The sequence below is a fragment of the Planococcus sp. SSTMD024 genome (genome assembly GCF_041320495.1).
Lineage (GTDB): Bacteria > Bacillota > Bacilli > Bacillales_A > Planococcaceae > Planococcus.
Genome location: NZ_JBGGNS010000021.1, coordinates 140,725 through 161,849 on the forward strand (window position 1 = coordinate 140,725; position 21,125 = coordinate 161,849).

Annotated in this window: 18 protein-coding genes; 6 read left to right on the forward strand and 12 right to left on the reverse strand. The window is 50.9% G+C overall.

Annotated elements, in window-relative coordinates; all coding sequences use genetic code 11:
* Positions 1–161: 161 nt before the first annotated feature.
* From nadA to nadB, 3 genes are read right to left on the reverse strand one after another with little or no spacing between them, the layout of a single operon-like run.
* Positions 162–1,256 carry a quinolinate synthase NadA gene (gene nadA, locus AB9R92_RS07795; protein WP_370668896.1) on the reverse strand — a complete coding sequence of 365 codons (1,095 nt, stop codon included), beginning with the start codon at positions 1,254–1,256 and terminating at the stop codon, positions 162–164.
* Positions 1,253–2,107 carry a carboxylating nicotinate-nucleotide diphosphorylase gene (gene nadC, locus AB9R92_RS07800; protein WP_370668897.1) on the reverse strand — a complete coding sequence of 285 codons (855 nt, stop codon included), beginning with the start codon at positions 2,105–2,107 and terminating at the stop codon, positions 1,253–1,255. The genes nadA and nadC overlap by 4 nt, the downstream gene beginning before the upstream one ends.
* Positions 2,104–3,657, reverse strand: a complete 1,554-nt coding sequence (nadB, locus tag AB9R92_RS07805; RefSeq protein ID WP_370668898.1) for an L-aspartate oxidase — start codon at positions 3,655–3,657, stop codon at positions 2,104–2,106. Before nadB ends, nadC begins: the two co-directional genes overlap by 4 nt.
* A gap of 98 nt (positions 3,658–3,755) precedes the next feature.
* Between nadB and AB9R92_RS07810 the strand changes: the two genes are divergently transcribed.
* From AB9R92_RS07810 to AB9R92_RS07825, 4 genes are all read left to right on the forward strand, one after another.
* Complete coding sequence (locus AB9R92_RS07810) at positions 3,756–4,889, forward strand: IscS subfamily cysteine desulfurase (protein WP_370668899.1); 1,134 nt, start codon at positions 3,756–3,758, stop codon at positions 4,887–4,889.
* A 135-nt stretch (positions 4,890–5,024) separates the two neighbouring features.
* On the forward strand, positions 5,025–5,399 hold the full coding sequence (locus AB9R92_RS07815) for a GntR family transcriptional regulator (RefSeq protein ID WP_370668900.1): 375 nt from the start codon (positions 5,025–5,027) through the stop codon (positions 5,397–5,399).
* Positions 5,399–6,274 carry an ATP-binding cassette domain-containing protein gene (locus AB9R92_RS07820; protein ID WP_370669099.1) on the forward strand — a complete coding sequence of 292 codons (876 nt, stop codon included), beginning with the start codon at positions 5,399–5,401 and terminating at the stop codon, positions 6,272–6,274. The genes AB9R92_RS07815 and AB9R92_RS07820 overlap by 1 nt, the downstream gene beginning before the upstream one ends.
* Entirely contained in the window at positions 6,271–6,990 is a 720-nt protein-coding gene (locus AB9R92_RS07825; RefSeq protein ID WP_370668901.1) for a hypothetical protein, read from the forward strand. Before AB9R92_RS07820 ends, AB9R92_RS07825 begins: the two co-directional genes overlap by 4 nt.
* Before the next feature lie 84 nt (positions 6,991–7,074).
* Here the strand turns inward: AB9R92_RS07825 and AB9R92_RS07830 are convergent, their stop codons facing one another.
* From AB9R92_RS07830 to AB9R92_RS07860, 7 genes are all read right to left on the reverse strand, one after another.
* Positions 7,075–8,010, reverse strand: a complete 936-nt coding sequence (locus AB9R92_RS07830; RefSeq protein WP_370668902.1) for an acetamidase/formamidase family protein — start codon at positions 8,008–8,010, stop codon at positions 7,075–7,077.
* Between the two features lie 290 nt (positions 8,011–8,300).
* On the reverse strand, positions 8,301–8,915 hold the full coding sequence (locus AB9R92_RS07835) for a DUF998 domain-containing protein (RefSeq protein ID WP_370668903.1): 615 nt from the start codon (positions 8,913–8,915) through the stop codon (positions 8,301–8,303).
* A gap of 184 nt (positions 8,916–9,099) precedes the next feature.
* Entirely contained in the window at positions 9,100–11,037 is a 1,938-nt protein-coding gene (ltaS, locus tag AB9R92_RS07840) for a lipoteichoic acid synthase (RefSeq protein ID WP_370668904.1), read from the reverse strand.
* A 118-nt stretch (positions 11,038–11,155) separates the two neighbouring features.
* The gene (locus AB9R92_RS07845; RefSeq protein ID WP_370668905.1) at positions 11,156–11,905 is read right to left on the reverse strand and encodes a hypothetical protein; all 750 of its coding nucleotides are present in this window, start codon (positions 11,903–11,905) and stop codon (positions 11,156–11,158) included.
* 4 nt (positions 11,906–11,909) lie between these two features.
* The gene (locus AB9R92_RS07850; protein ID WP_370668906.1) at positions 11,910–15,680 is read right to left on the reverse strand and encodes an AAA domain-containing protein; all 3,771 of its coding nucleotides are present in this window, start codon (positions 15,678–15,680) and stop codon (positions 11,910–11,912) included.
* 280 nt (positions 15,681–15,960) lie between these two features.
* On the reverse strand, positions 15,961–16,701 hold the full coding sequence (locus tag AB9R92_RS07855) for an SDR family NAD(P)-dependent oxidoreductase (RefSeq protein WP_370668907.1): 741 nt from the start codon (positions 16,699–16,701) through the stop codon (positions 15,961–15,963).
* A gap of 76 nt (positions 16,702–16,777) precedes the next feature.
* Positions 16,778–17,323, reverse strand: a complete 546-nt coding sequence (locus AB9R92_RS07860) for a DUF1697 domain-containing protein (RefSeq protein WP_370668908.1) — start codon at positions 17,321–17,323, stop codon at positions 16,778–16,780.
* 143 nt (positions 17,324–17,466) lie between these two features.
* Here AB9R92_RS07860 and AB9R92_RS07865 point away from each other — a divergent pair, with 143 nt between their 5' ends.
* A complete protein-coding gene (locus tag AB9R92_RS07865) occupies positions 17,467–18,342 on the forward strand; it encodes a sulfurtransferase (protein ID WP_370668909.1) in 876 nt (291 codons plus the stop codon).
* Between the two features lie 58 nt (positions 18,343–18,400).
* Here the strand turns inward: AB9R92_RS07865 and AB9R92_RS07870 are convergent, their stop codons facing one another.
* Positions 18,401–19,627 (reverse strand): AI-2E family transporter, encoded by a 1,227-nt coding sequence (locus AB9R92_RS07870; RefSeq protein ID WP_370668910.1) that lies wholly within the window; start codon positions 19,625–19,627, stop codon positions 18,401–18,403.
* Between the two features lie 405 nt (positions 19,628–20,032).
* On the opposite strand from AB9R92_RS07870, the gene AB9R92_RS07875 reads away from it, so the two are divergent.
* On the forward strand, positions 20,033–20,437 hold the full coding sequence (locus AB9R92_RS07875; RefSeq protein WP_370668911.1) for a cbb3-type cytochrome c oxidase subunit I: 405 nt from the start codon (positions 20,033–20,035) through the stop codon (positions 20,435–20,437).
* Positions 20,438–20,491: 54 nt separating this feature from the next.
* Here AB9R92_RS07875 and AB9R92_RS07880 read toward each other — a convergent pair whose 3' ends face one another.
* Positions 20,492–20,998 carry a pyridoxamine 5'-phosphate oxidase family protein gene (locus AB9R92_RS07880; protein WP_370668912.1) on the reverse strand — a complete coding sequence of 169 codons (507 nt, stop codon included), beginning with the start codon at positions 20,996–20,998 and terminating at the stop codon, positions 20,492–20,494.
* Positions 20,999–21,125 lie beyond the last annotated feature (127 nt).

Genomic DNA, 21,125 nt, shown 5'->3' on the forward strand with positions numbered 1-21,125 from the left:
TCTTTTACGATACTGGCATCATTAATAATAAGTCTTTTAAAAGAAGCACCTCATTCTTTTATTTTCTTACTCTTCAATTGTAAGTATAATTGTTTTAAAATTCAATCTATTAAAGATGCATAAAATCCCGCTGCCCTGGAAATGGGCAGCGGGATTTCTTATCACAACATTTTCTCCAAAGCCATCTTTGCTTCGACTGCCGTTTGTTCATCCACTTGGATGCGGTTGAGGACACGCCCTTCCACCAGTTCTTCCAAGATCCATGTGAAATGCGGCAAGTCGATCCGATTCATCGTCAAGCACGGGCACATATACGGATTCAAGGATACGATGTCGCGGTCCGGAAAATCCTTGATGAGCCGGTTGACGAGGTTCATCTCCGTGCCGATCGCCCATTTCGATCCGGGTTCGGATGCTTCAATCATATCGATGATGTATTTTGTAGATCCTGCGAAATCGGAAGCGCTGACGACTTCATACGTGCATTCCGGGTGCACGAGGATATTGCGATCCGGCTCTTTTTCGCGCAAATTGTCGACGTGTTTTGGCAGGAAGTTCATATGGACCGAGCAATGCCCTTTCCATAAAATCACTTGGACGTCTTCTATCGCACAGTCGAGTTCGAGCTTGTGCTTAATCGGGTCCCACACGGCCATTTGCTCGAGCGGGATGCCGAGCTTCACGGCGGTGTTGCGCCCGAGATGCTGGTCGGGCAAGAACAGCATGCGCTGTTTTTGCGATAACGCCCATTCGACCATTTCTTCCGCATTGGAAGAAGTAACGGTCGCCCCGCCGTTCCTGCCGACGAATGCTTTGATCGCTGCGGTCGAGTTGACGTAAGTGAGCGGAACAATCGTATCGCCGTATACTTTCTGCAGCTCTTGCCAAGCGCGCTCGGTTTGGTCGATATTGGCCATATCCGCCATCGAACAGCCTGCCCGCATGTCCGGCAAAATGACCGCTTGGTGCGGCTCGGTCAAGATATCTGCGGTCTCCGCCATGAAATGGACGCCGCAAAACAGGATATAATCCGCTGTCTGCCTCCCTGCGATTTGCGACAATTGCAGTGAGTCTCCGGTCACATCCGCGTAGTGGATCACTTCGTCTTTTTGGTAATGATGGCCGAGGATGTACAAACGTTCTCCGAGAGCCGCACGCGCGCGTTTCGCCCGCTCATGCAAGTCTTCCGTCGGGGCTGTCAAATAGCTTTTAGGCATAGCGTCCGCCATTTGCAGTTCTTCAAACAATGAAGTCATGATGCCACTACCTCCTTAGGGGATATGGAAAGATTCATGCTGATGTCGAGGTTCGACACGCTATGGGTCAAGGCGCCGATGGAAATGACATCGACACCGGTGTCGCGGTAACTTGCCAATTTCTCAAGGTCGATGCCTCCGGACGCTTCCGTGCGGATTGTCTCCGGAACGAGCTGTACCCAGCGCCGAATGGTGTCTGGCGTTTGGTTGTCGAACATGATCGTATCGGGATGTGCATCAATCGCCTCCATCAACTGCTGTTCCGTTTCGACTTCCACCTCGATCATCGTCATGTGGCCGAGCGAGCCACGCACTTTTTTTACCGCTTCGGTAATCGATCCAGCCGCTGCGATGTGATTGTCTTTCAGCATGACCGCATCGTACAGCCCGTTTCGGTGGTTGAACCCGCCGCCTGCACGGACCGCGTATTTTTCGAACATGCGCAGTCCGGGCGTCGTTTTGCGGGTATCGACGATGCGCGTGTGCTCTGAATCGAGCGCTGCCACACATTTCGCGGTCAATGTTGCCACCGCGCTCATGCGCTGGACCAGATTCAACAGCACCCGTTCGCCTGCAAGAAGCGATGCGACAGGCCCGGTGATTTTCACGATCGCTTCTCCTGCCTCCACTCGCTCCCCGTCTTGTTTCAATAATTCCACTTCGACTGACTCGTCGAGCAGGCGGTATCCCCATTCATAGCACTCGAGACCTGCCACGACGCCGCTTTGTTTCATGCGGACGAGCGCTTCCCCTGTATCCGTTCGATCGAATAATACAGAGGATACGTCGCGGTCACCGATGTCTTCGAATAAAAATTGCTTTAATGCTTGTTCTGCTTTCAAACGATTCATAGCATAATCTCCTTGATTTCAGTTTTTCGCATGGACAGATGGACGCCGCTAGTCGAGAGCCCGATGACTTGCCCGGACCACTCGGCTTTCGGCTCAGGTGCATCGATCCGGTAATGGCCGCCCCTGCTCTCTTCCCGCAATAACGCAGCGGATGCGATAAGACTCCTTGCGGTTTGGCGATGGATAAGGGCAATGAGATCATCCGGATAATCCTGGATCCTGTATGTCTTTAAAGGATGCTCTGCGAGGAATCTCTTCAAGGCTCCCGGTTCTCTCAGGATCCCAGCCACTTCCGTCATTTCCTGTCGCAGCTTGCCTTCTTCAACCGTCTCGAAAGATGCAAAAGGCGAGGCCGCATCACTTTCCGCTAAGCCAGCCTCTTTTCTATGCCCGGGCTCTTCGCCAATCCACTGTGCAAGCCGTTTGGCAAATACCAGCCCTTCCAACAAGGAATTGCTCGCCAGGCGGTTGGCGCCGTGAACGCCGGTCGATGCAACTTCCCCGACGGCATACAGCCCCGGGACCGACGTCCGTCCGTAACCATCCGTCCTCACGCCGCCCATATGGAAATGGGCGCCCGGCCGGACCGGCAACAACTCTTCCGTAGGGTCGACTTCGTGATTCCGGCAGTTTTCATAAATCGACGGAAAACGCTGGTTGAAATCAGCCAATTGCCTGGCATCGAGAAAGACCGGCCCTTCGGCTTGCCAATGCCGCTCAATCGCCCTTGCCACAATATCGCGCGGCGCAAGTTCCATGAACGGGTGGATGCCTTCCATGATGCGCTTGCCGTCTCCATTTACCAATAAGGCGCCTTCCCCGCGCACCGCCTCCGAAATGAGCCCGCGTGACTTGCCTTCGAGCGTCAGGATGGTTGGATGGAATTGGACGAACTCGAGATCTTCCAGTACGGCGCCTGCGTGGTACGCCAACGATAACCCGTCGCCTGTCGCAACGGATGAATTGGAAGTTTCGCTGTACAATTGGCCGATGCCGCCTGTCGCGAGCACGATGTGGCGTGCTTGAACGACCGAACGTTTTCCAGACAGATCCGAAACGAGCACGCCGGTGCAGCAGCCGCTCTCCATCCTTAATTCCAATGCTTGATGAAAAGCGAAACGCGTGATTTTTCCGGACGTTTCCTCCATTAGATACCGCATGAGCAGCTTGCCGGTCTGGTCGCCCCCTGCATGCACAATCCGGCGCTTGCTGTGGGCGCCTTCCATCCCGAGCATCGGCATTCCGACCTCATCGGTATCGAAAGGCAGCCCTTGCGCCATCAGATGCTTCATGATGGCAGAACCTTCAGTGGCCAGAATTTCGACGCGCTCGGCATCTGCATGATTTGCCGATGCGAGCAAAGTGTCCGTGGCATGGGATTCCGGCCGGTCATCGAAACTCAAGCTCGCGGCGATTCCGCCTTGTGCGAGGCTCGTATTTCCCGTTCCGGCATGGTCTTTCGTGACGACAGCGATGGAATAAGAATCAGGGAGCGAGCGCGCGAGCATAAGCCCGGCGACGCCTCCCCCGATGATGCAAACATCGAACAAACTTTACACCTTCTTTACAAGTGTCTTGACACTATTAATGACATAAAGATAAAGTGATTACAAGAATAAAGTCAGCAACGGAAAGAAGTTGATGGAAAATGATGATCTACCTGGATTCAGCGGCAACCGCCCCGATGAGAAAAGAAGCAATCGATGCTTACGTGGAAACGGCTACAAACGCATTCGGCAATACGCAAAGTTTGCATGATGCAGGATCTCTCGCAGCAGACTATCTCGCCTCGTGCCGGAAATTATGGGGACAATTTCTCAACGTGCGGCAAGACGGCATATATTTCACCGGCAACGCATCAGAAGCGAACCAGCTCGCCATCCGCTCGTTATTGAAAGGGCGCCCTGGCCATTGCCGGTCGATCGTGTCGACGCAACTCGAACACGCTTCCGTGCTATCGGTGCTTCATGAACTTGAGCAGGAAGGCTATGAGATTAACTACGTTCCGGTCGACCGGTTCGGGCGGATCGATTTGGATGATTACGAACAACTGGTCAACGAACAAACGGCGCTCGTCATCATGCAGCTCGTAAACTCCGAGATGGGCGCTGTCCAGCCGGTCAAAGACTGCACGCAAATTGCCAAACGCTTCGGCGTGCCGCTTCACTCGGATATCGTCCAGGGCTTCGGGAAGCTGCCGGTTGATATCGGCTTGTGGGGCGTCGCTTCGGCTGTTTGTTCAGCACATAAAATCGGCGGCCCCAAAGGCGTTGGCATCGCCTACCTCGACCCATCGATCCACTGGCAATCGGTGTATGAAGGCACGACTCACCAAGGCGGTTTCCGTGCCGGAACAATCGACGTGCCGGGCATCGTCTCCGCGACCATCGCCGCAAAACATGCTGTCGCGGAACAGCCTGAAAGCTTGGAACACGCGCGCAAGCTTCAGGCATATTTGCTTGAACACTTGCCGGATGGCGCGACGGCGACAGGCGACATAAAGTCGAAATCCCCGTTCATTCACGGACTTGTTTTGCCTCATGTCGAAGGGCAATGGATGATGCTCGCCTGCAACCGCGCACAGATTGCCATCTCCACCGGCACCGCCTGCAAGATCGGCCACGGGGAAGCGATGTCTGCAATGCTTGCGATGGGAACCGAAAGCGACGACGCGAAAAAATTCATCCGGATCTCATTCCACAAAGAAACCAGCAAATACGAGATTGACCGGTTTATCCAGTTAGTTGAACAATCACTGTGTGAATTCGTCCCCCGCTCTTGAAAGCCGCCATTAGTGCGGCTTTTTTTTATGCCTGAATTTTTTCTGACAACTTTGTTGACAAACAATGGCTTTCGTTATATGGTTATACACATAAGTATATAACCATATTACCTAATCACCCAGGGAGGTGTTTTCATGGTCAACCCATCCGATTCAGCGAAGCCTTTATTTTTACAGATTCGCGAATTGATCGAAGACCAGATCGTCAACGATCAATTGAAAGAAGGCGACCAAGCTCCATCGACAAATCAATTGGTCAATTTCTACAAGATCAATCACGCAACCGTCTCCAAAGGCATCACCCAGCTCGTCGACGAAGGCATACTTTTTAAGAAGCGAGGGATTGGCATGTTTGTAGCAGAAGGCGCAAAGAAAACTTTAGTCCAGCAGCGGAAAAAGGCATTTGTCGATAATTACGTGACCGGGCTCGTGCAGGAAGCGGAAAAACTCGGCATTACCGAACAAGAAATCATCGAATTGATCAAATCCACGAAAGGGCGTGATGCATGATGGCAGCTTCAGTCCAGCTCAATCACGTAACATTGAAATTCAAAAAGTTTGAAGCCTTGAAAGATGTAACACTGACATTGGAAGCAGGCAAAATCCATGGCCTCATCGGCCGCAACGGTGCAGGCAAGACCTCCTTGTTGTCGTTGATCGCCGCTTTCCGAGAACCGACGGCTGGCGAAGTGCTTGTCGACGGCTCCCCGGTGTTCGAAAATCCCGAGAAGATGGAGCAAGTGGCGTTCATTTACGATAAGGACTATAAGGAAGAAACCGAGAAAGTGAAAAAGCTAGTCGAAGTAGCTGCCTATTACCGCCCGAACTTCGACCAGGAGTTTGCCGATCATTTGCTCAAACGCTTTAAATTGCCGGTCAACAAGCCGGTCAATAAACTGTCCAAAGGGATGCAATCGGCGATGAACGTTGTGATCGGCCTTGCCAGCCGCGCGCCACTGACCATTTTCGATGAAGCCTATCTCGGCATGGACGCACCGGCACGCGAAATTTTCTACAAGGAATTGCTGAATGATCAAGCGGAGCATCCGCGCACATTCATCCTCTCCACCCATTTAGTGTCGGAAATGGATTATTTGTTCGACCATGTCGTCATCATCGACCAAGGCACACTGCTATTGAACGAGCCCTATGAAACCGTGTCATCACAAGGCGCATCCATCACGGGATCTGCCGAGCAAGTGGATGCATTCACATCTGACATGAAACGTTTGAACGAACAGCAGCTGGGCGGGACCAAATCCGTCATGGTCTATGGCGAACTCGACGACCAGCAAAGAACAGAAGCGCATAGCCGCAAACTTGAAATCGGTCCTGTCTCACTTCAGGATCTGTTCATCCATATAACTGAGGAGGAAGTTCAATGAAATCCGAACGCCAGTCAAAAGTAGCTGCCCATGTTTTTTACCAGCAGTTTAAATGGAGTCTATGGTTTTTCTCCATCCTGTTTGTGATTCATCTTGCGCGAATCTTTTTCCTGAACTCCGGCGTGGAAGCAGTTGATGGATTCTTCATCTTCGCATATCAACCCGTCAATGTTTTCATGCTCGTCTGCGGCATCATGATCGTCTATGTCTTTATGGGGCAGCATATCCATCAAGGCATCAGCCGGAAAGAATGGTATAAGGGAACGGCGCTTTCCGCTATCGGTCTGGCTTTGATCATCACCCTGGTGACGCTGCTCATCAACGGCATCCAGTATGTCCTCCAGCAATTTGTTAGCCTTCCAGTCGCACTCGACAACGCCATTGCCTTCGGGACATTTGAAGGGGCACTCGCTTCGATTGCAGGGTTTTACTTTAACGCCCTGACGTTTTACATGATTGGCTGGATGATCGGCATTGGCTATTACCGGTTCGGCTGGGTAATCGGCTTCGGTTTTGTGGCGCTTGCTCTTGTCGGGTTCAGCCTCAATGATTTTTTCTGGGAAGGCAATGCATACAGCACCCTTCTCGCTTCGTGGGTCCCGCAGTTTACTCCCAACACCAGTTTTGTGGTAGCCATTACCGGTTCGATTCTTTTAATAGCTGCACTGTTCGTTTTCATGGTCTCGATGACCAAACGCGTCACAATCAAAATGTGAGCGCTGGATGGAGGGCGCATAAAAAAAAAGCTGTTTCGAAGACGGTCTGATCGTCTTTGAAACAGCTTTTCCTTTTGATGGATTTTACCGGATCGCCCCGTGCGGCAAGATGGCGTGCACCCCTTTGACGCCGTTGACGATCTGCGTGACGTGCAAGTCGACGGCGACGCTTGCGAGCGCGGCCGCTTCCGTTTTCGACAGCGAATGAAACCGTTGGAGCAAGCCGACCATTTCATCGAGCGCCGTCGCCGCGGCTTCATTCAAGTCTTCATCAAAGCCGAACGTCACCCAGCCAGCCGGTGTTTTCGCTTTCGGCATATGAAGTTTCATTTCTTCATGAAGGATGACCGTCAAATTGACGAGATCCATCGGACACTCAATCGCGGTGCCTGAGTTCTCGCCGTCGCCCTGCACCGCATGCCCGTCGCCGAATGATAGCATTGCCCCTTCCACTTCAACCGGCAAGAACAGCGAGCTGCCTTTGACGAGTTCCTTGCAGTCGATATTGCCGCCCGTCCGGTACGGCGGCGAGGTGCGGTGTGTTCCCGCCTCCCCAGGCGCCAGGCCGATGAGCCCAAGAAACGGCGACAAGGCGACGCTGAATTCCTTTCCGGCCAATGTGCATTTGCCGGTCATTTGCTCCCGGTTGAGCGTCCAGTCGACTTGCAGGCGTTCGCTATGTGCAATGCCGAGTTTCTCATTTTGCCAAGCCGGGGTGCCGCCCGCCCAATTGCGCCCGTACCAACCGGGCACATTTTCGTTGATGCGCACTTCCACCACCATTCCAGGCTTCGCGCCTTCAATGTCGATCGGCCCGACCAGTGGATGCCCGAGCCGTTCTTCATTTTCGCGCGACCTGTAGATGATCCGTTCTTCGCCCTTGTTTGCCGAGTAGCCCCATTGGATATCCGGCGTCTTGGTTTCGATCGTATCACCTGATCGGATTGTCAAAATGGGTTTGTATTCTTTATTGAATGAAGAATGGAGGTTTGCGGATTTGAGTTCAATGTTGTGGTTCATGAGCTTCCCCTTCCGTAACTGCGGTTTCTTTTGACTATAGCGAAAAATAAAACTCGCCTTAACATGACAAAGCCTGCCGATGATCCGGCAGGCTTTCTAGTTATGCGCTGCGTTTCCGGAACGCGCGTCGTTCGGCGTATACGGCACATTGCGCACACACAACAACCGCTTCCTCACGGTCGTTAAAGTATTTCCGCGGCTCCCGGGCTTTCTGTTTGCATACGGCGCACTTCTTCTTGAAAAACGAGAACATATCTTGTAGCTCCTTTGAATTAAAATTCAACTTCTCTTTATTGTTTCATCGTAAAAAGCATAACAGAACTGACGAACATCCACAGCTGCAAGGCGCCGATATTGAGCCGTTCGACGAGCCCGAAATACGGCCAGCCTTGGGCGAAAAAGATGGCGGCCGTCCCGCCGGCAAACAAAATGAAGATCCCCGTGGCAAGCGAATAATTCCCATAGCTTCTGAAATCATCGCCTTTCCTAAACCCAACCCCCACCAGAAGCGGAGCCAAAATCGTCAGCGGGACGATCAATGCCGTGACCGCCAAATGCATGATGCCCGTAAAAGTCAGCGGCGCTCCCGGGGCATCTTGCGGAAACAAGCCATACGTAATCGACACGAGATGCATCGCCAGAAAAACCAACATGCCTGTGCGTGAAATTCTCGGCGCAAAGCGCTTGAATGCGATATATGCACTCGCCGCAAACACAATCGAACAGAGGCCATACAGCACTGTGATGCCCGTCAACAACCCGCGGTCCGGTGCCCCTTGAGCCGTCAAATCACTGATCGGCTGATGCAGATGGCGATAGCCTTCCCACAGCCAGCCCCCAAGCACAACGTGGAAAACGTAAAAAAACACAGCGATTGCTCCAAAAATCGTCAATTTTTGTGCCATGCCGAACAGCTCCTTTTCAGGTTTTGCAGCAGTTGTCTCCGGTTCGATCACGATGATGGTTGATTATCGCCATTATCTCTCTTTTGAAACCTTTTGCCAATGCACTGGGCCAATAACTAATAAAAATCTCCATTTAAATTAAAAGATGCCCCGGACCGAAAAACGGTTCAGGACATCTTTTCTCTTATTGTGTGGAATCCGCGGATTGCTGGTAATAATAATCCGCCGGGTCTACGGGTGTGAAGCCATTCGGCGTGTAGAATCTCAATAAATCGCCGTTAACGACTTCATCCGATAGCTGCAATTCATATCTTCCGTGCTGCTTCAAGGCCTCGGCTTGTTCGATTTGCTGTTCTTCTTCGAGCGGCAAGCCGGTTTCCGGATCGTAGAACGCTTCTCCGATGGAATAGACCTCGGGGCTGACGTAATCGCCGTTGCGGAACGCGACGAGTTCTTCATGTTCTTCCGACAATAGATCGGTTCCGAAATGCACGTACTTCTGCGTTTCCACACCGAGCAGATGCATCACAGTCGGCAATAGATCGATCTGGCCGCCGTATGTATCGTTGATGCCGCCTTCCATGCCCGGCACGTGGATGAACAACGGCACGCGCTGAAGCTTGGCGTTCTCTACCGGCGTAATGTCTTTTGACAACACCTCAGACATCGCCTTGTTGTGGTTGTCGGAAATGCCGTAATGGTCGCCGTACATGACGATCATCGTATTGTCCGCAAGGCCGGACGCTTCAAGCTGTTCGAAAAACTGCTTGATCGCTTCGTCTGCATAGCGGGCCGTCTGGAAATAATTATCGACGCTCGCATCCCCCGTAGTCCCTTTTTCGATGGTCGCCAATTGCTGGTCCATGGTATAAGGGAAATGGTGCGCCACGGTGATGAATTTCGTATAGAACGGCTCCGGCAGCGATTCCAACAGCGGTGCCGACTGCTCGAAGAACGGCTTGTCCATGAGGCCATATTCTGCCATATCAGCGGATGTCGTATTCGGATACGACTCGATATCGAAGAAATGGTCGTAGCCGAAAGACTTGTAGATTTCGGAGCGGTTCCAGAACGTTCCGTTATTGCCGTGGAACACAGCCGATGTATAGCCTTGATCTTTCAAGATCGCTGGAGCCGATTGGTACGTATTCTGTCCTTTCGTGATGAACGCGGATCCTTTCGGCAAGCCGAACAAGGAGTTTTCCAGCATGAATTCGGCATCCGAAGTTTTGCCTTGTGCTGTCTGATGGAAGAAGTTATCGAAGTACAATGTGTTCGGGTCATCCATTATCGAATTCAAGAACGGCGTGACTTCTTCCCCGTGCAGTTCATAATCCATCAGGAAAGTCTGGAATGATTCGAGATGCAAATAGACGACGTTCATGCCTTCCGCCGCACCAAAATATTCTTCGTTGGGGCTCGCGTAATTGGATTTTGTGTAGTTCAACACTTCCGTATTGTCGTCGCTGTCCGCCATGACCCGCTGGGAAGAAGCTTTCACGCTCTCCACCGTGTCATACAAAGCGTAATTGTACATCCCCAAATACTTGACGATGTACGCGCGGTCAAAACCGCGCGTCAACAGGTCGGGACGGTCCGATTCCGCAAGCGATAAGTTAAAGAAGGAAATCAATAAAGCTGCCGCGATCAACGGCAGGGCCATTCTCTTTTTGATCGTGCGCATGTCTTTTTCTGCCCGCTTGGAAATGACCAAAGCGCCGAGGATCAAGACGTCCACAAAGAACAGGAAATCCATCGGCTGGATCAAGGTCAGCACGCTGCCGCCTAAATCGCCGAAGTTCTGCGTCTGGAACAAAGTCGGCAAAGTGATGAAATCACTGAAGAAGCGGTAATAGACGACATTGGCATACAACAGGATCGACATGCCGAGATAAATCGAAAGCAGCGCCCAATATTTCCGCGTTCCTTTGAAGAACAATGAGAAACTCAATAATAACAGCGCTGAGCCTAAAGGATTGATCGCCAGCAGGAATTCCTGCAGCGCCCCTTCCACTTCCAGCGTGAATTGGGTTTTTTGTGAGATATAAGTTTTCGCCCACAGCATGGCAACTGCTACCAGAAACAAGGGCATGTAGTTATTCATTTTCATTTTATTTTTCATTTTGCAATACACCTTTTCATCATCGATTATCTGAAAGCAGCATCAACGCGACTGCCTGTAAAGAAACAAACTCTATTGTACTCCCATTTTCCGGGAATTTAAAGCATGAAGCGGCTTTTTAGGATAGTTCCGCCTGTTTCATCGCTTCGCGCCATTCGACGAGTTCCTGCTCTTCAATCTGCTTTTCAAGCAATTCATCCCATGCGCCGAGCCGGGTGTTCCAGACACGCGCGTAGAAGAGGTCCTGTTTTTGGTCATATAATTGAAACTCGATGCACGGAATGTATTCCCTGCCAAGTTCTTCACACGATGAAATGTCCGCGACGATGACTTGGTAGCCATCTTCTGCGCTGTTTCTTTCTCTCATTAACAGCTCATGGATGCGGCCAGCATCAGCATCGCGGCTAAGCGCATAACGATAGGAGGGTAAGTCTTTTCCATTTTCTTCAAGCTCTCCTTCCGACAACCAATAGGCGTCGTGCACGGCGCTAAAGGACACGATTGTCTCGCCGCCTTCCATCGCTTCTTCGAAAATGCCTTTCTCCAAATGGCCATGGCCTTTGTCGGTGAGCCGGTAGCCTTTTGCATCCAGGCGGATCAGCTGCGTGCTGTGCATTTTATCGATCAAATCGCGAATGAACAGCTCTTCGACAAACAGCATTTCAGCAAGCGTGGCAGGACGGCGGATGTCCGCTTCTTGGAACGCCAGCAGCAGCATCTTCATCAAAATATCCATTTTGAGCCGCTTGACGCGGGAAAACGACACGCCATAAGAGATGAGCGGCACATGCCACGAAAGTTCCTGTACGATCGTCACGTCTTTGTTCGACGCCACTTCCTCACGCAGCTTGTTATTCAGTTTATCCATTTGCTCACCCCTCCTGCAGCATTTTTACACCGTGTTTTTGTTCAGCCACATCGAGCACGTGCTGATACATCCGTTTCGTCTGTGGTTGTTTTGCGCGTTTCGTGAACATCTTAGAACTGCCGACCATCACGAGCAATTGCTTGGCGCGCGACAACGCGACGTTCAATCGGCGGTAATCTTTCGCAAAGCCGATATCGCCGCGGTCATTCCGGTTATTGCGGACCATGCTCAGGAGAATGATCTCCATTTCGCTGCCCTGGAATCGGTCGACCGTGCCGGTACGGATCAATAAATGCGGCAAGCGCAATTCCTGGTCAATCATGCGCTGCAGCCGTTTCACTTGTTCGCCGTAGAACGAAATAACGCCGACCGTTTTCAACTCATCCTCCGGAATTCGCCCGGCCACTTTCGCTTCGGCCACCGCCTCGTTGAGTTCCACCAATAGGCGGCTGATTTCTGCAAGTTCCGACGGGTTGTACAAGCTTTTCCCGCCGCTCATGCGTTCTTCGAAATACGCCGGTTCGTTCGGCAAATCGAGCCACATGAGGTGGTTGCTGCGTTTGACCGATGCCGACTCAAGGAAGTGGTCGCGTTCGATGTCTGAATCCGCCAAGCCGCACTGCAATTGGACATTCTCATCCTTATAGAACGGCGAGATCGTTTCCATGATGTCTTCATGCATGCGGTACTGGATGGCGAGCATCTTCTTGTTCGACTCGGGCAAGTTTTTGTACAAGCGCTCAAACAGCGATTCTTCGAGCAGTTTCTCGAGTTCGCGTTTTTCCTCAAAGCCGCTGCCTTCTTTGATCATTTCTTCCAAGGTCTCTTCCAAGGTATCGTTGCCGAGCAATGGCGGCAGTTGGTGGTGATCCCCGACCAAAATGACCTTTTTGCCTTTGAGCATCGGCAACAGCAGTTCCGGAGGCGTCGCTTTCGACACTTCATCGACGATGACAACATCGAATACCGGATAATTGTCCTGGAAATCCTTGCGTGCCGACGCGACGCAAGTCGTACCGATGACATTGGCGTGTTTTATGTAGAGCTTGCGGATTTCATCCAAATCGTGTTCATTCGCCGTCTCGAGCAGCCCAATCCACTGCTTCTGCACCGATTGCAGCAGGGGAAAGTTTTTCTGTTCTTGCTTGAGCGATTGCACATCGAATGACAAACTGGCGAGTTGTTTCGCGGTTTCTTCGTATGCCGCTTCCGGATCCGCCAAAAGAATGGCTTCCAAAGCTTGAAGTTCCTGCTCTTTCTCTGTTAGACGCCGCATCGCCGCGTCAAGTTGCGCAGTAATCTCTGCAATTCGCTGTCCGGCTTGTTCGAATGCCGTTTGTTCAGCGAGCAAATGGGCGTTCTGCTGCTCCAAATCCGCTGCCACCCGTGCGGAATCCGCTTGGTCTTTCCGGAGCTGCGCCAATTGTGTTTCGTGATCGGCAATCGCTTGTCCGATATCTGCCGGCACTTCGATTGAAACAGACAAACTGGCCACTCTTCGTTCGATGCGCGAAAGTTCTTCCCGTTGCCGTTCGAATTGTTCGAGACCGCGTTCGTCCAAGTCCAGGTAGCGCTGTCTTTGCTTTTCGAGTTCCATGCAAAGCGCTTTTTTCAATTGGCCGAATGCCCGTTTGGATTCTTCTATATAAATGTCCGCGGCTTTTAGCATCGCCCCTCTTCGCCATACATCATTCTGCCGTTTGTATAAGCCGCTCAATGCCTTCGCGAGAACGCCCGAATCAATGTGCTGGGAACTTTTCAGCATCGTCCGCAGCTTTTCAAGAAACTCATCGATATTGGCTGAAGTGAACGATTCCGTTTGCGACAAGGCGCGCTCTTTCACTTGTGCCGCATCGACGCCAGAACCCGCAAGCATTTTCTCGACATAGCCGATCGCCGACGTGACGCTTGCATTATAGGCTTCGAGTTTTTTGCGCTCTGCCATCTTGTCGCGGATCATATCGAGTTTGCTGAGGGAGAATGTGATCGCCGGCACTTCTTCTATTTGTTGTTTGTTCATCACTTCAAGCAAGCCATCGACTTTTTTCATGCCCTCGACTGTCTCGAGCACGGCTTGCTTTTGCTGCGCTTTCGCCATCACTTCGTCGCGCTTTTCTTCGATCAATTTCATCTCTCGGCGCAGTGCGGCAAGTTGTTCGTTCAGTTGTTTAGCCTCGCGTACGCCTTTGAGCTGCTCGATCGTTTCGGTTGTTTGCTGCTGTTGCTGTTCAAACCACTCGCGCCCATGCCCCCTATCGAGCAAACTTTGCGCTTGATCGATTGCCGCTTGCAAGGCGTCCATTTTCTCTTCGATGCTGTGCTTGCGGCTTGTTGCTTGCCGCTGTTCAAGCTCGCTTGCCCATGCTTTGTTTTGCAATGGTTCGATGGATGCCTGCAAGTCGCGTTGTTTCGCTTGGGCTATTCTTTTATCTTCCACGGCTTGTTTCCTTTTTTCATAAACCGGCTGCAACGCCGCGTAGGCCTGTTCCGTTTCTTCAAGCTTGTGGGCGACTTCTCTTTCGCGGGCTTGACGCGCCTCGAATTGCGCCGTGATTTCTTTTAAGGTATGGTCTTTCCAATACTGGCCAACGTTTTCTTCGATGAATTTCTGGCCGTCTTCTTCGATGCTTTCGGTGCGCCCGACGCGTAAGATACGGATATCTTTGTGCGCAAGCAAGCGCCCAAGCGCATTGTCGACCGCCAGATTCGACTGGGAAGCAACGAGTGTGCGCAGTCCTTTTTTCGCATTTTGCAGGCAGATTTCTGAAATGACCGTCGTCTTGCCGGTTCCGGGTGGCCCTTGGATGACATACAAATCTTCTGCTGACATCGCCCCTGTCACCGCTTGCTGCTGGAATTCATTCAAGCGGTTGTGGAACTCGAGCTTCGGCAGTTCTTTTAGCGATGCCACATTCGGCCGTTCCTCAAATAATAATCGGTCGAGCTGCGGGTTGACCGCCAAGCCCTTCTCGAGATTGGTGAAGCCCTGTCGCAATCTCCGGATTTGGCTGAGTGCCGCGAAATTGCTGAACACGGCTTCCTTCTTATGAAGGGCATGCGCTTTTTCGCGCAGCTGCTTGATGATGTATGGGTTCAGTTCGATTTCGATCGCGCGGTTTTTCGCCTTGAAGACCGTGCCGACATCGCCGTCGATGCCGGTCAAGCGGACACTCAAATTGCGCAGGTTTTTCCATTCCTTCTCGTCCATCCGGCAGCCGGTCAAGGTGATGCGGCTGAAATCGTGGCTGAATGCCAGATTCGAATAGCCCGTCTTGATATCCGGAATGTCCATGCCCTGTTCCTGGATTTTCAAATAGCCTTCCCAGCTCGAGATGCGCTTTTTCACATAATCCGAACGTTCTTTCGCGGGCGTCATCCGGTTGATCAAGTTCATGAACGCTACCGGCACGGGATCGCGCGAATTGTTGAACTGAATCGATTCTTCGCGCTGCCAATTGGTGCCGAGTGCCTGGTAGGCTTTTCGGAGCGTCACGTTGGTCACCAATAATTGATGGTTCGCGAACACGCAATGCAGCACGGCGAGTTGTCCTGACGCTTGATCCGTCAGCCGCCCCGTCTCTTCGGCATTGAACAATAACGCAACGGAAAGAGAGCCATCCGCAGTCGACGGATAGCGTTCAAGAAATACCTGAAACGGTTTGTCCGCCATAAAAAAGGAGCGTTCGCTGATGCCGAACCCTCTCATCTTTTCCGATGCGGTTTTAGTTAAACGTATAGACGTTTGGTATGTGGTTGTCTGCGTTGCCATTGTCATCACCTGTTCCGCCAAACTGAAAAAGCCGAATAGCCCGGCTGGTTTTTCCGTGTTTTCGCTGTCGGTCGTATCTTCTAATCATATCACCTGCAGTGCGCGAATGTTTTCTGAACTTATGTATTTTACCGGAAACCCTTCTTTTGCCTCACCTAGTTTCCACTCGACAAGCGCTGGCGCGAACTTCCCTGCGGCGCCAAGCTGTGAAAATTAAAAAACACCGGTGGCTTGGACAGGCAATCCAAAGCACAGGTGTTGTTGAATACTGCTATTTTATTCCCGGTTATTGCGCGGTATAGCCGCCGTCGACCAGGATAGTGGTGCCGGTGGTGAAGTCGTTTTCGCTAAGGAAAATGATGGCATGGGCGATTTCGTCCGCTTTGCCAATGCGGCCAATCGGATGTTTGCTGACCAGCTGCCCGTAGAACTCTTCGCCGAGCGCTTCGCGATTGACCATGCCGGATTCGACATAGCCAGGTGCGACAGCATTGACACGGATGCCGTATGGCGCATACTGCAACGCCAAGGATTTTGTCATCAGATTGACCGCGCCTTTTGATGCGTTATAGGCAAACGCTGCCCCTTCGCCGACACTTCCAAGGATTGAAGAAGTATTGACGATGGCGCCGCCTCCATGGTTCATCATATGGCGAATTGCGTGCTTTGCGCCGAAAAAGATGCTGTCTTGGTTCACTGCGATCACTTTGTGGTAATCTTCATAGCTCAGTTCGTGCGTCTCCGTCAACGCGCCAATGCCTGCGTTATTTACGAGCAGGTCAATTGTGCCAAACTGATCGATCGCAAAATCGATCATGCTCTTCACCGAATCCTCGTTTGCCACATCCACTTTAATGAACAGGATATCGCCATCATTCTTTAAGCTCTCTGCGGCTTGTTTGCCGCCTTCTTCATTGAAGTCGGCAATGACCACTTTTGCACCTTTCGCCAAATATGCTTTTGCTGCCGCCAGACCGATTCCGGAAGCCCCGCCTGTCGCTACTGCCACTTTGCCTGCCAAGTCCATCCTACCGCCTCCACTTCCATTTTTTGTATCACTTTTATATTATCAGAATTATCTATTATTTAGAAACCCATTTTGGTTATTTTTGTTCCAGTTCCTTCATTAGCGTATAAATCTTCCGCACAGTGTTGACGTTGCGGACGGTAACCAGTTTGTACAGCTTGGTACCGACGATTTTTGCCATTCCGCTTTTTGTTACATCCCCTCTGTCGACCGACCAAAGAATTGCCCCCGGCACGTATTGCACACGGTCGATGCCTGGTTTTAAGGGCAATTGCTCCAGCATGCGCTCATCATCGGCTTGTTCCCATAAAAACAACACATCGCTTTTCAAGCGTTCATCATTGGCCCATTCCGGCGGGACCGCTTGTGCAATCCGGCTGTATTCGTCGAATGAATAAACGAGCACCTTGATGTGCAGCCCGAAATGTTCAACAATTGCCTCTTCCAACACAAGCGTCACTTGCTCTTTATTGCGGGCGTCCTTGAAGACGATATTGCCCGAGTTGATATAGGTTTTGACGGATGACATGCCTGCTTGTTCAAACGCTTCTTTTAGCTCCTTCATATTGATTTTATTATTGCCGCCGACATTGATTCCGCGAAGCAATGCTGCGTAGATCATGGCCATCTCCCCCTTTTGAAGAGTTTTAAAACAACCGGTTGAGTCAGGCTTCATAGTATCTGATTTTCCAGAACCTTAATTTTTGACTAGCTTCTCATAGAAGGCGTACAGTAAAGACAATTACACGAAGGAGGAGTTCTGAGATGAATGATATCCCATTGATCGTGACAACAGACTGGCTGGCGAAGCATTTGGACGACCCGGATTTGCGGATTGTGGATGCTACGGTATTCATGAAATTTCCGGAAGGCGGCGGGCCGCCGGATATCGAATCCGGCAAACAATCTTTTGCACAAGGCCATATCCCGGGAGCGGTATATGCCGACTTGCTGGGAGAGTTGACGGACAGCGAATCGGATTTGCCGTTCACGGTGCCACCTCGCGACGCGTTTATCGACAAAATGACCGAGCTCGGCATCGGCGACGGCACGCGGACTGTCGTCTACGACCAAAACGCGCTCGTCGGCGAGTCAGTCGCTGCTTCGTACTGGGCGTCGCGCCTCGCATGGCAACTGCGGTATGAAGGATTCGGCCAAATCGCCATTCTAGAAGGCGGCTTGCAGAAATGGCAAGCGGAAGGCCGCGATTTATCGACAGAGCCAGCTTCCTATCCGAAAGCGAGCTTCACTGGAGAGCGGCGCAGCGAGATGCTCGCCACAAAAGAAGATGTCCAAAGAGCCATCGATGATGAACACACCGTCCTCATCGACAGCTTGTCGCCGGAAGAATATCATGACAGCCACATCCCAAGCAGCCAGAATGTCTTTTTCGGCGCTCACGCAGACGAACAGTCAAAAGCATTGTACGACGACGAAAAGCTGCGGGCGGCGTTTGAGCAGACCGGCGCGCTCGATCCCGGCAACAAAGTGATCACGTATTGCGGAGGCGGCATCGCTGCCACATGGAACGCCTTGATGCTGAACAAACTCGGACAGCCGAATGTAGCCGTTTACGATGGCTCGATGAACGAATGGACAAGCGACCCGTCCTGCCCGGTCGTCAAAAGTGAAACTCGCTGATATTGAAAACTCCCGGCCCAATTCGTTGGCCGGGAGTTTTCTTGTTTCACGGCACTGGTCATTTCAACTTTTTCTTCAATCTCAGCTGCTTATGTTTTTTCTTTTCTGAAACCAAGGGCTTTGGAGCCGGGTTGTAATCATCCTCATACAATCCGGTATACGCTTGATACCACGTAAACAAATGAACCAAGATCACTTTGCCGACCGCATAAGCGGGAATACCGAGAATGACGCCCGTGATGCCAAACAGATTGCCTGCCGTCAACAGAACAACAATGATGGTGACGGGGTGAATATTCAAATTGCTGCCGAGCACGAGCGGTTGAATGACACGCCCCTCGAGCGTCTGCTCGATAAAGAATACGATGGCCACTTTAACGAGCATGAACGGGGAATGCAAGACGATCGCAATGACGACAATCGGAATGAGCGCGAAAAATGTTCCAAGAAACGGAATCAGATTCAAGACGCCCGCTAAAATCCCGAGGATCAATGCATACTCGAGCCCGATAATGCTAAGGCCAATCCAAAACATCACCCCAACAAAAAAAGCGACAATCAATTGGCCCCGGATATACTGGCTGATCTGCAAGTTCATCTCCCGCAGCACCAGATAACTTTGCTCGCGCATTTTCGACGGTACAAATTTCATAAGATAGTATGGCAAGTAATGCCCGTCCTTCAGCAAGTAAAACAAGATGAACGGTGTCGTGATTACCGCAAGCGCTGTTGTTGACAGGACGCCGACGACACTGCCGATTCCCGTGACGGTCGTACCGACGACATCATCTGCCTGGTCGGTGATGGATGTCGACAAATCCCCTTCGCCGCCTATCAATTGCTGCTGCACCTGCGACAACAAATCGTTCTGGAAAAAAGCGTCGACTTGCGTGATGAAGCTGTCGACGTATTCGCGCCAATTGTCCAACAGGCTTGCCGTCTGTTCACGGATAATGGGGATCAAGGTCGCGATGCCCCATGCCAGCAGTCCAAGAATCGCTGCGAGAACCAATGTGATTGCCGCAAGGCGAGGAATTTTTTTCCCCTCCATCCAGTCGATTAACGGATTGAGCAAATAATACAGCACGCCTGCCATGACAAAGGGCACCCCCAACACATCGACAAAAGCGAGCAACGGCACGAAGATGAAACTGACTTTCGGCAACAGAAACAAATTCAGCAACGTTAGCAGGATAATCAACAGCACCGCAACCGCCTTATTATTCAACACCCATCTCATAAACCAGGAAGCGGCATGGCTCAACGTGTTTTTATTTCGCTCCATCAACATCTCCCTCTTCCCAAAAAGCCAGAATGGTTTTGGACCTTTAGGTGCGAAGTGCCTTCTGCAGCAATGACCGTTCTATTAGTTATGATTTAAATACCCGAACTTGAAATTTTCACACCGTTTGTTAGTGCTGGCCATTGTAAGTTGAAGTAAATTACTCCCAGCATTCGACAGGAATTTAAATACGATCATGCTAAAAAAAAGATTTGAAATCAGCAGGAAAATGAACTGTCTTCCAGAATTATTCCATTAACTAAAAGGATCGGAAGCAAGCTTTGCCAAACTGCCTTTGAATTTATTCGGAAAGGAGGCCGCTTTTCTTACAATCTATGCTTTTGACAGTGGCGCTCTTCCATAAGATTAGGCGCAAGCAAAGATTAAAAAGGAAGGAGTCTGAGGAAGATGGGTGGCACGTTCATTAAAATAGCGGCTGTCTATCTGGCGATCGGCATCACTCTAGGGATTTATATGGGGATTACCGAAGAATTTGAGTATACGCCTTTACACGCTCACCTCAACTTGCTCGGTTGGGCAACAACTGGGATCTTCGGGTTAATTTACATTGCTTTCCCCTCGGTGAACGGAAAGTTGGGAAAAACCCATTTCTGGCTCCACAACATTGGAGCTCCCCTCGTTCTGATAGGGATGATCTTGTTCATTAACGGACAAGAAGGAATTGCATTCCCCATAGCACTGAGCGGATCACTTATGGTTCTCGGGGGCACTTTTGTGTTTATGGTAAATATGTTCAAAAATATCAAGAATGGCGAAAGTGGTGTCCGGAACAAGCAAAAGCTCGAAAGATAAGCAAAATAAGAAAAAATCGGCTGCCCTTTTCCAGGTTAGCCGATTTTTCACTACTTATTTTGGATCGTTGAATTCTACAGTATCGTTCAGTTCACCGTCATTGTCATCTACGGAATCCTTGCTTGTCAGTTTCTGCGCAAATTTCTTCACGGTTTTCAGCGTATTGCCCGACTCCCAATATTCCGCAGTTTCCGGTGTCACTTTGATCAGCACTACGTTCGGGTCGTCGTAGCTGGTCTCCAGCATTTTATCGAAGATCGGGTTCCAGTATTTCTTCTTGCGTTCCAGATCTTCCATAAATTCAGCTGTGCCGCTGACAGAGACGTAAGATTTTCCGGCATAAGCCAAATTGACCGTCGGGTTCGACGCAATCTCGTCGTATTTATCCGTGTCTTTCAAGGTAACGAACCACAAATCGCCGTCGAACTCAGTCTCCTGTGTTTGCATCGGGCGCGATACGGGCTTGCCATCCACGACTGTGGTCATCATCGCGACCTTGATATCCTTGATGAGATCTTTGACCGTTTCCACTGCTTCTTCATGTGTATGCTGTTGAGCCATGTTATTTCTCCTCCATTCAATGAGTAGCCTGCGTTTAACTAAGTACAGTCTCTTAGTTTCCCGCAACGGATTACCGTTAAACTTTGGAAGAAATCCCGAAAAAAGCATGCCCCTTGATCCAGAGTTG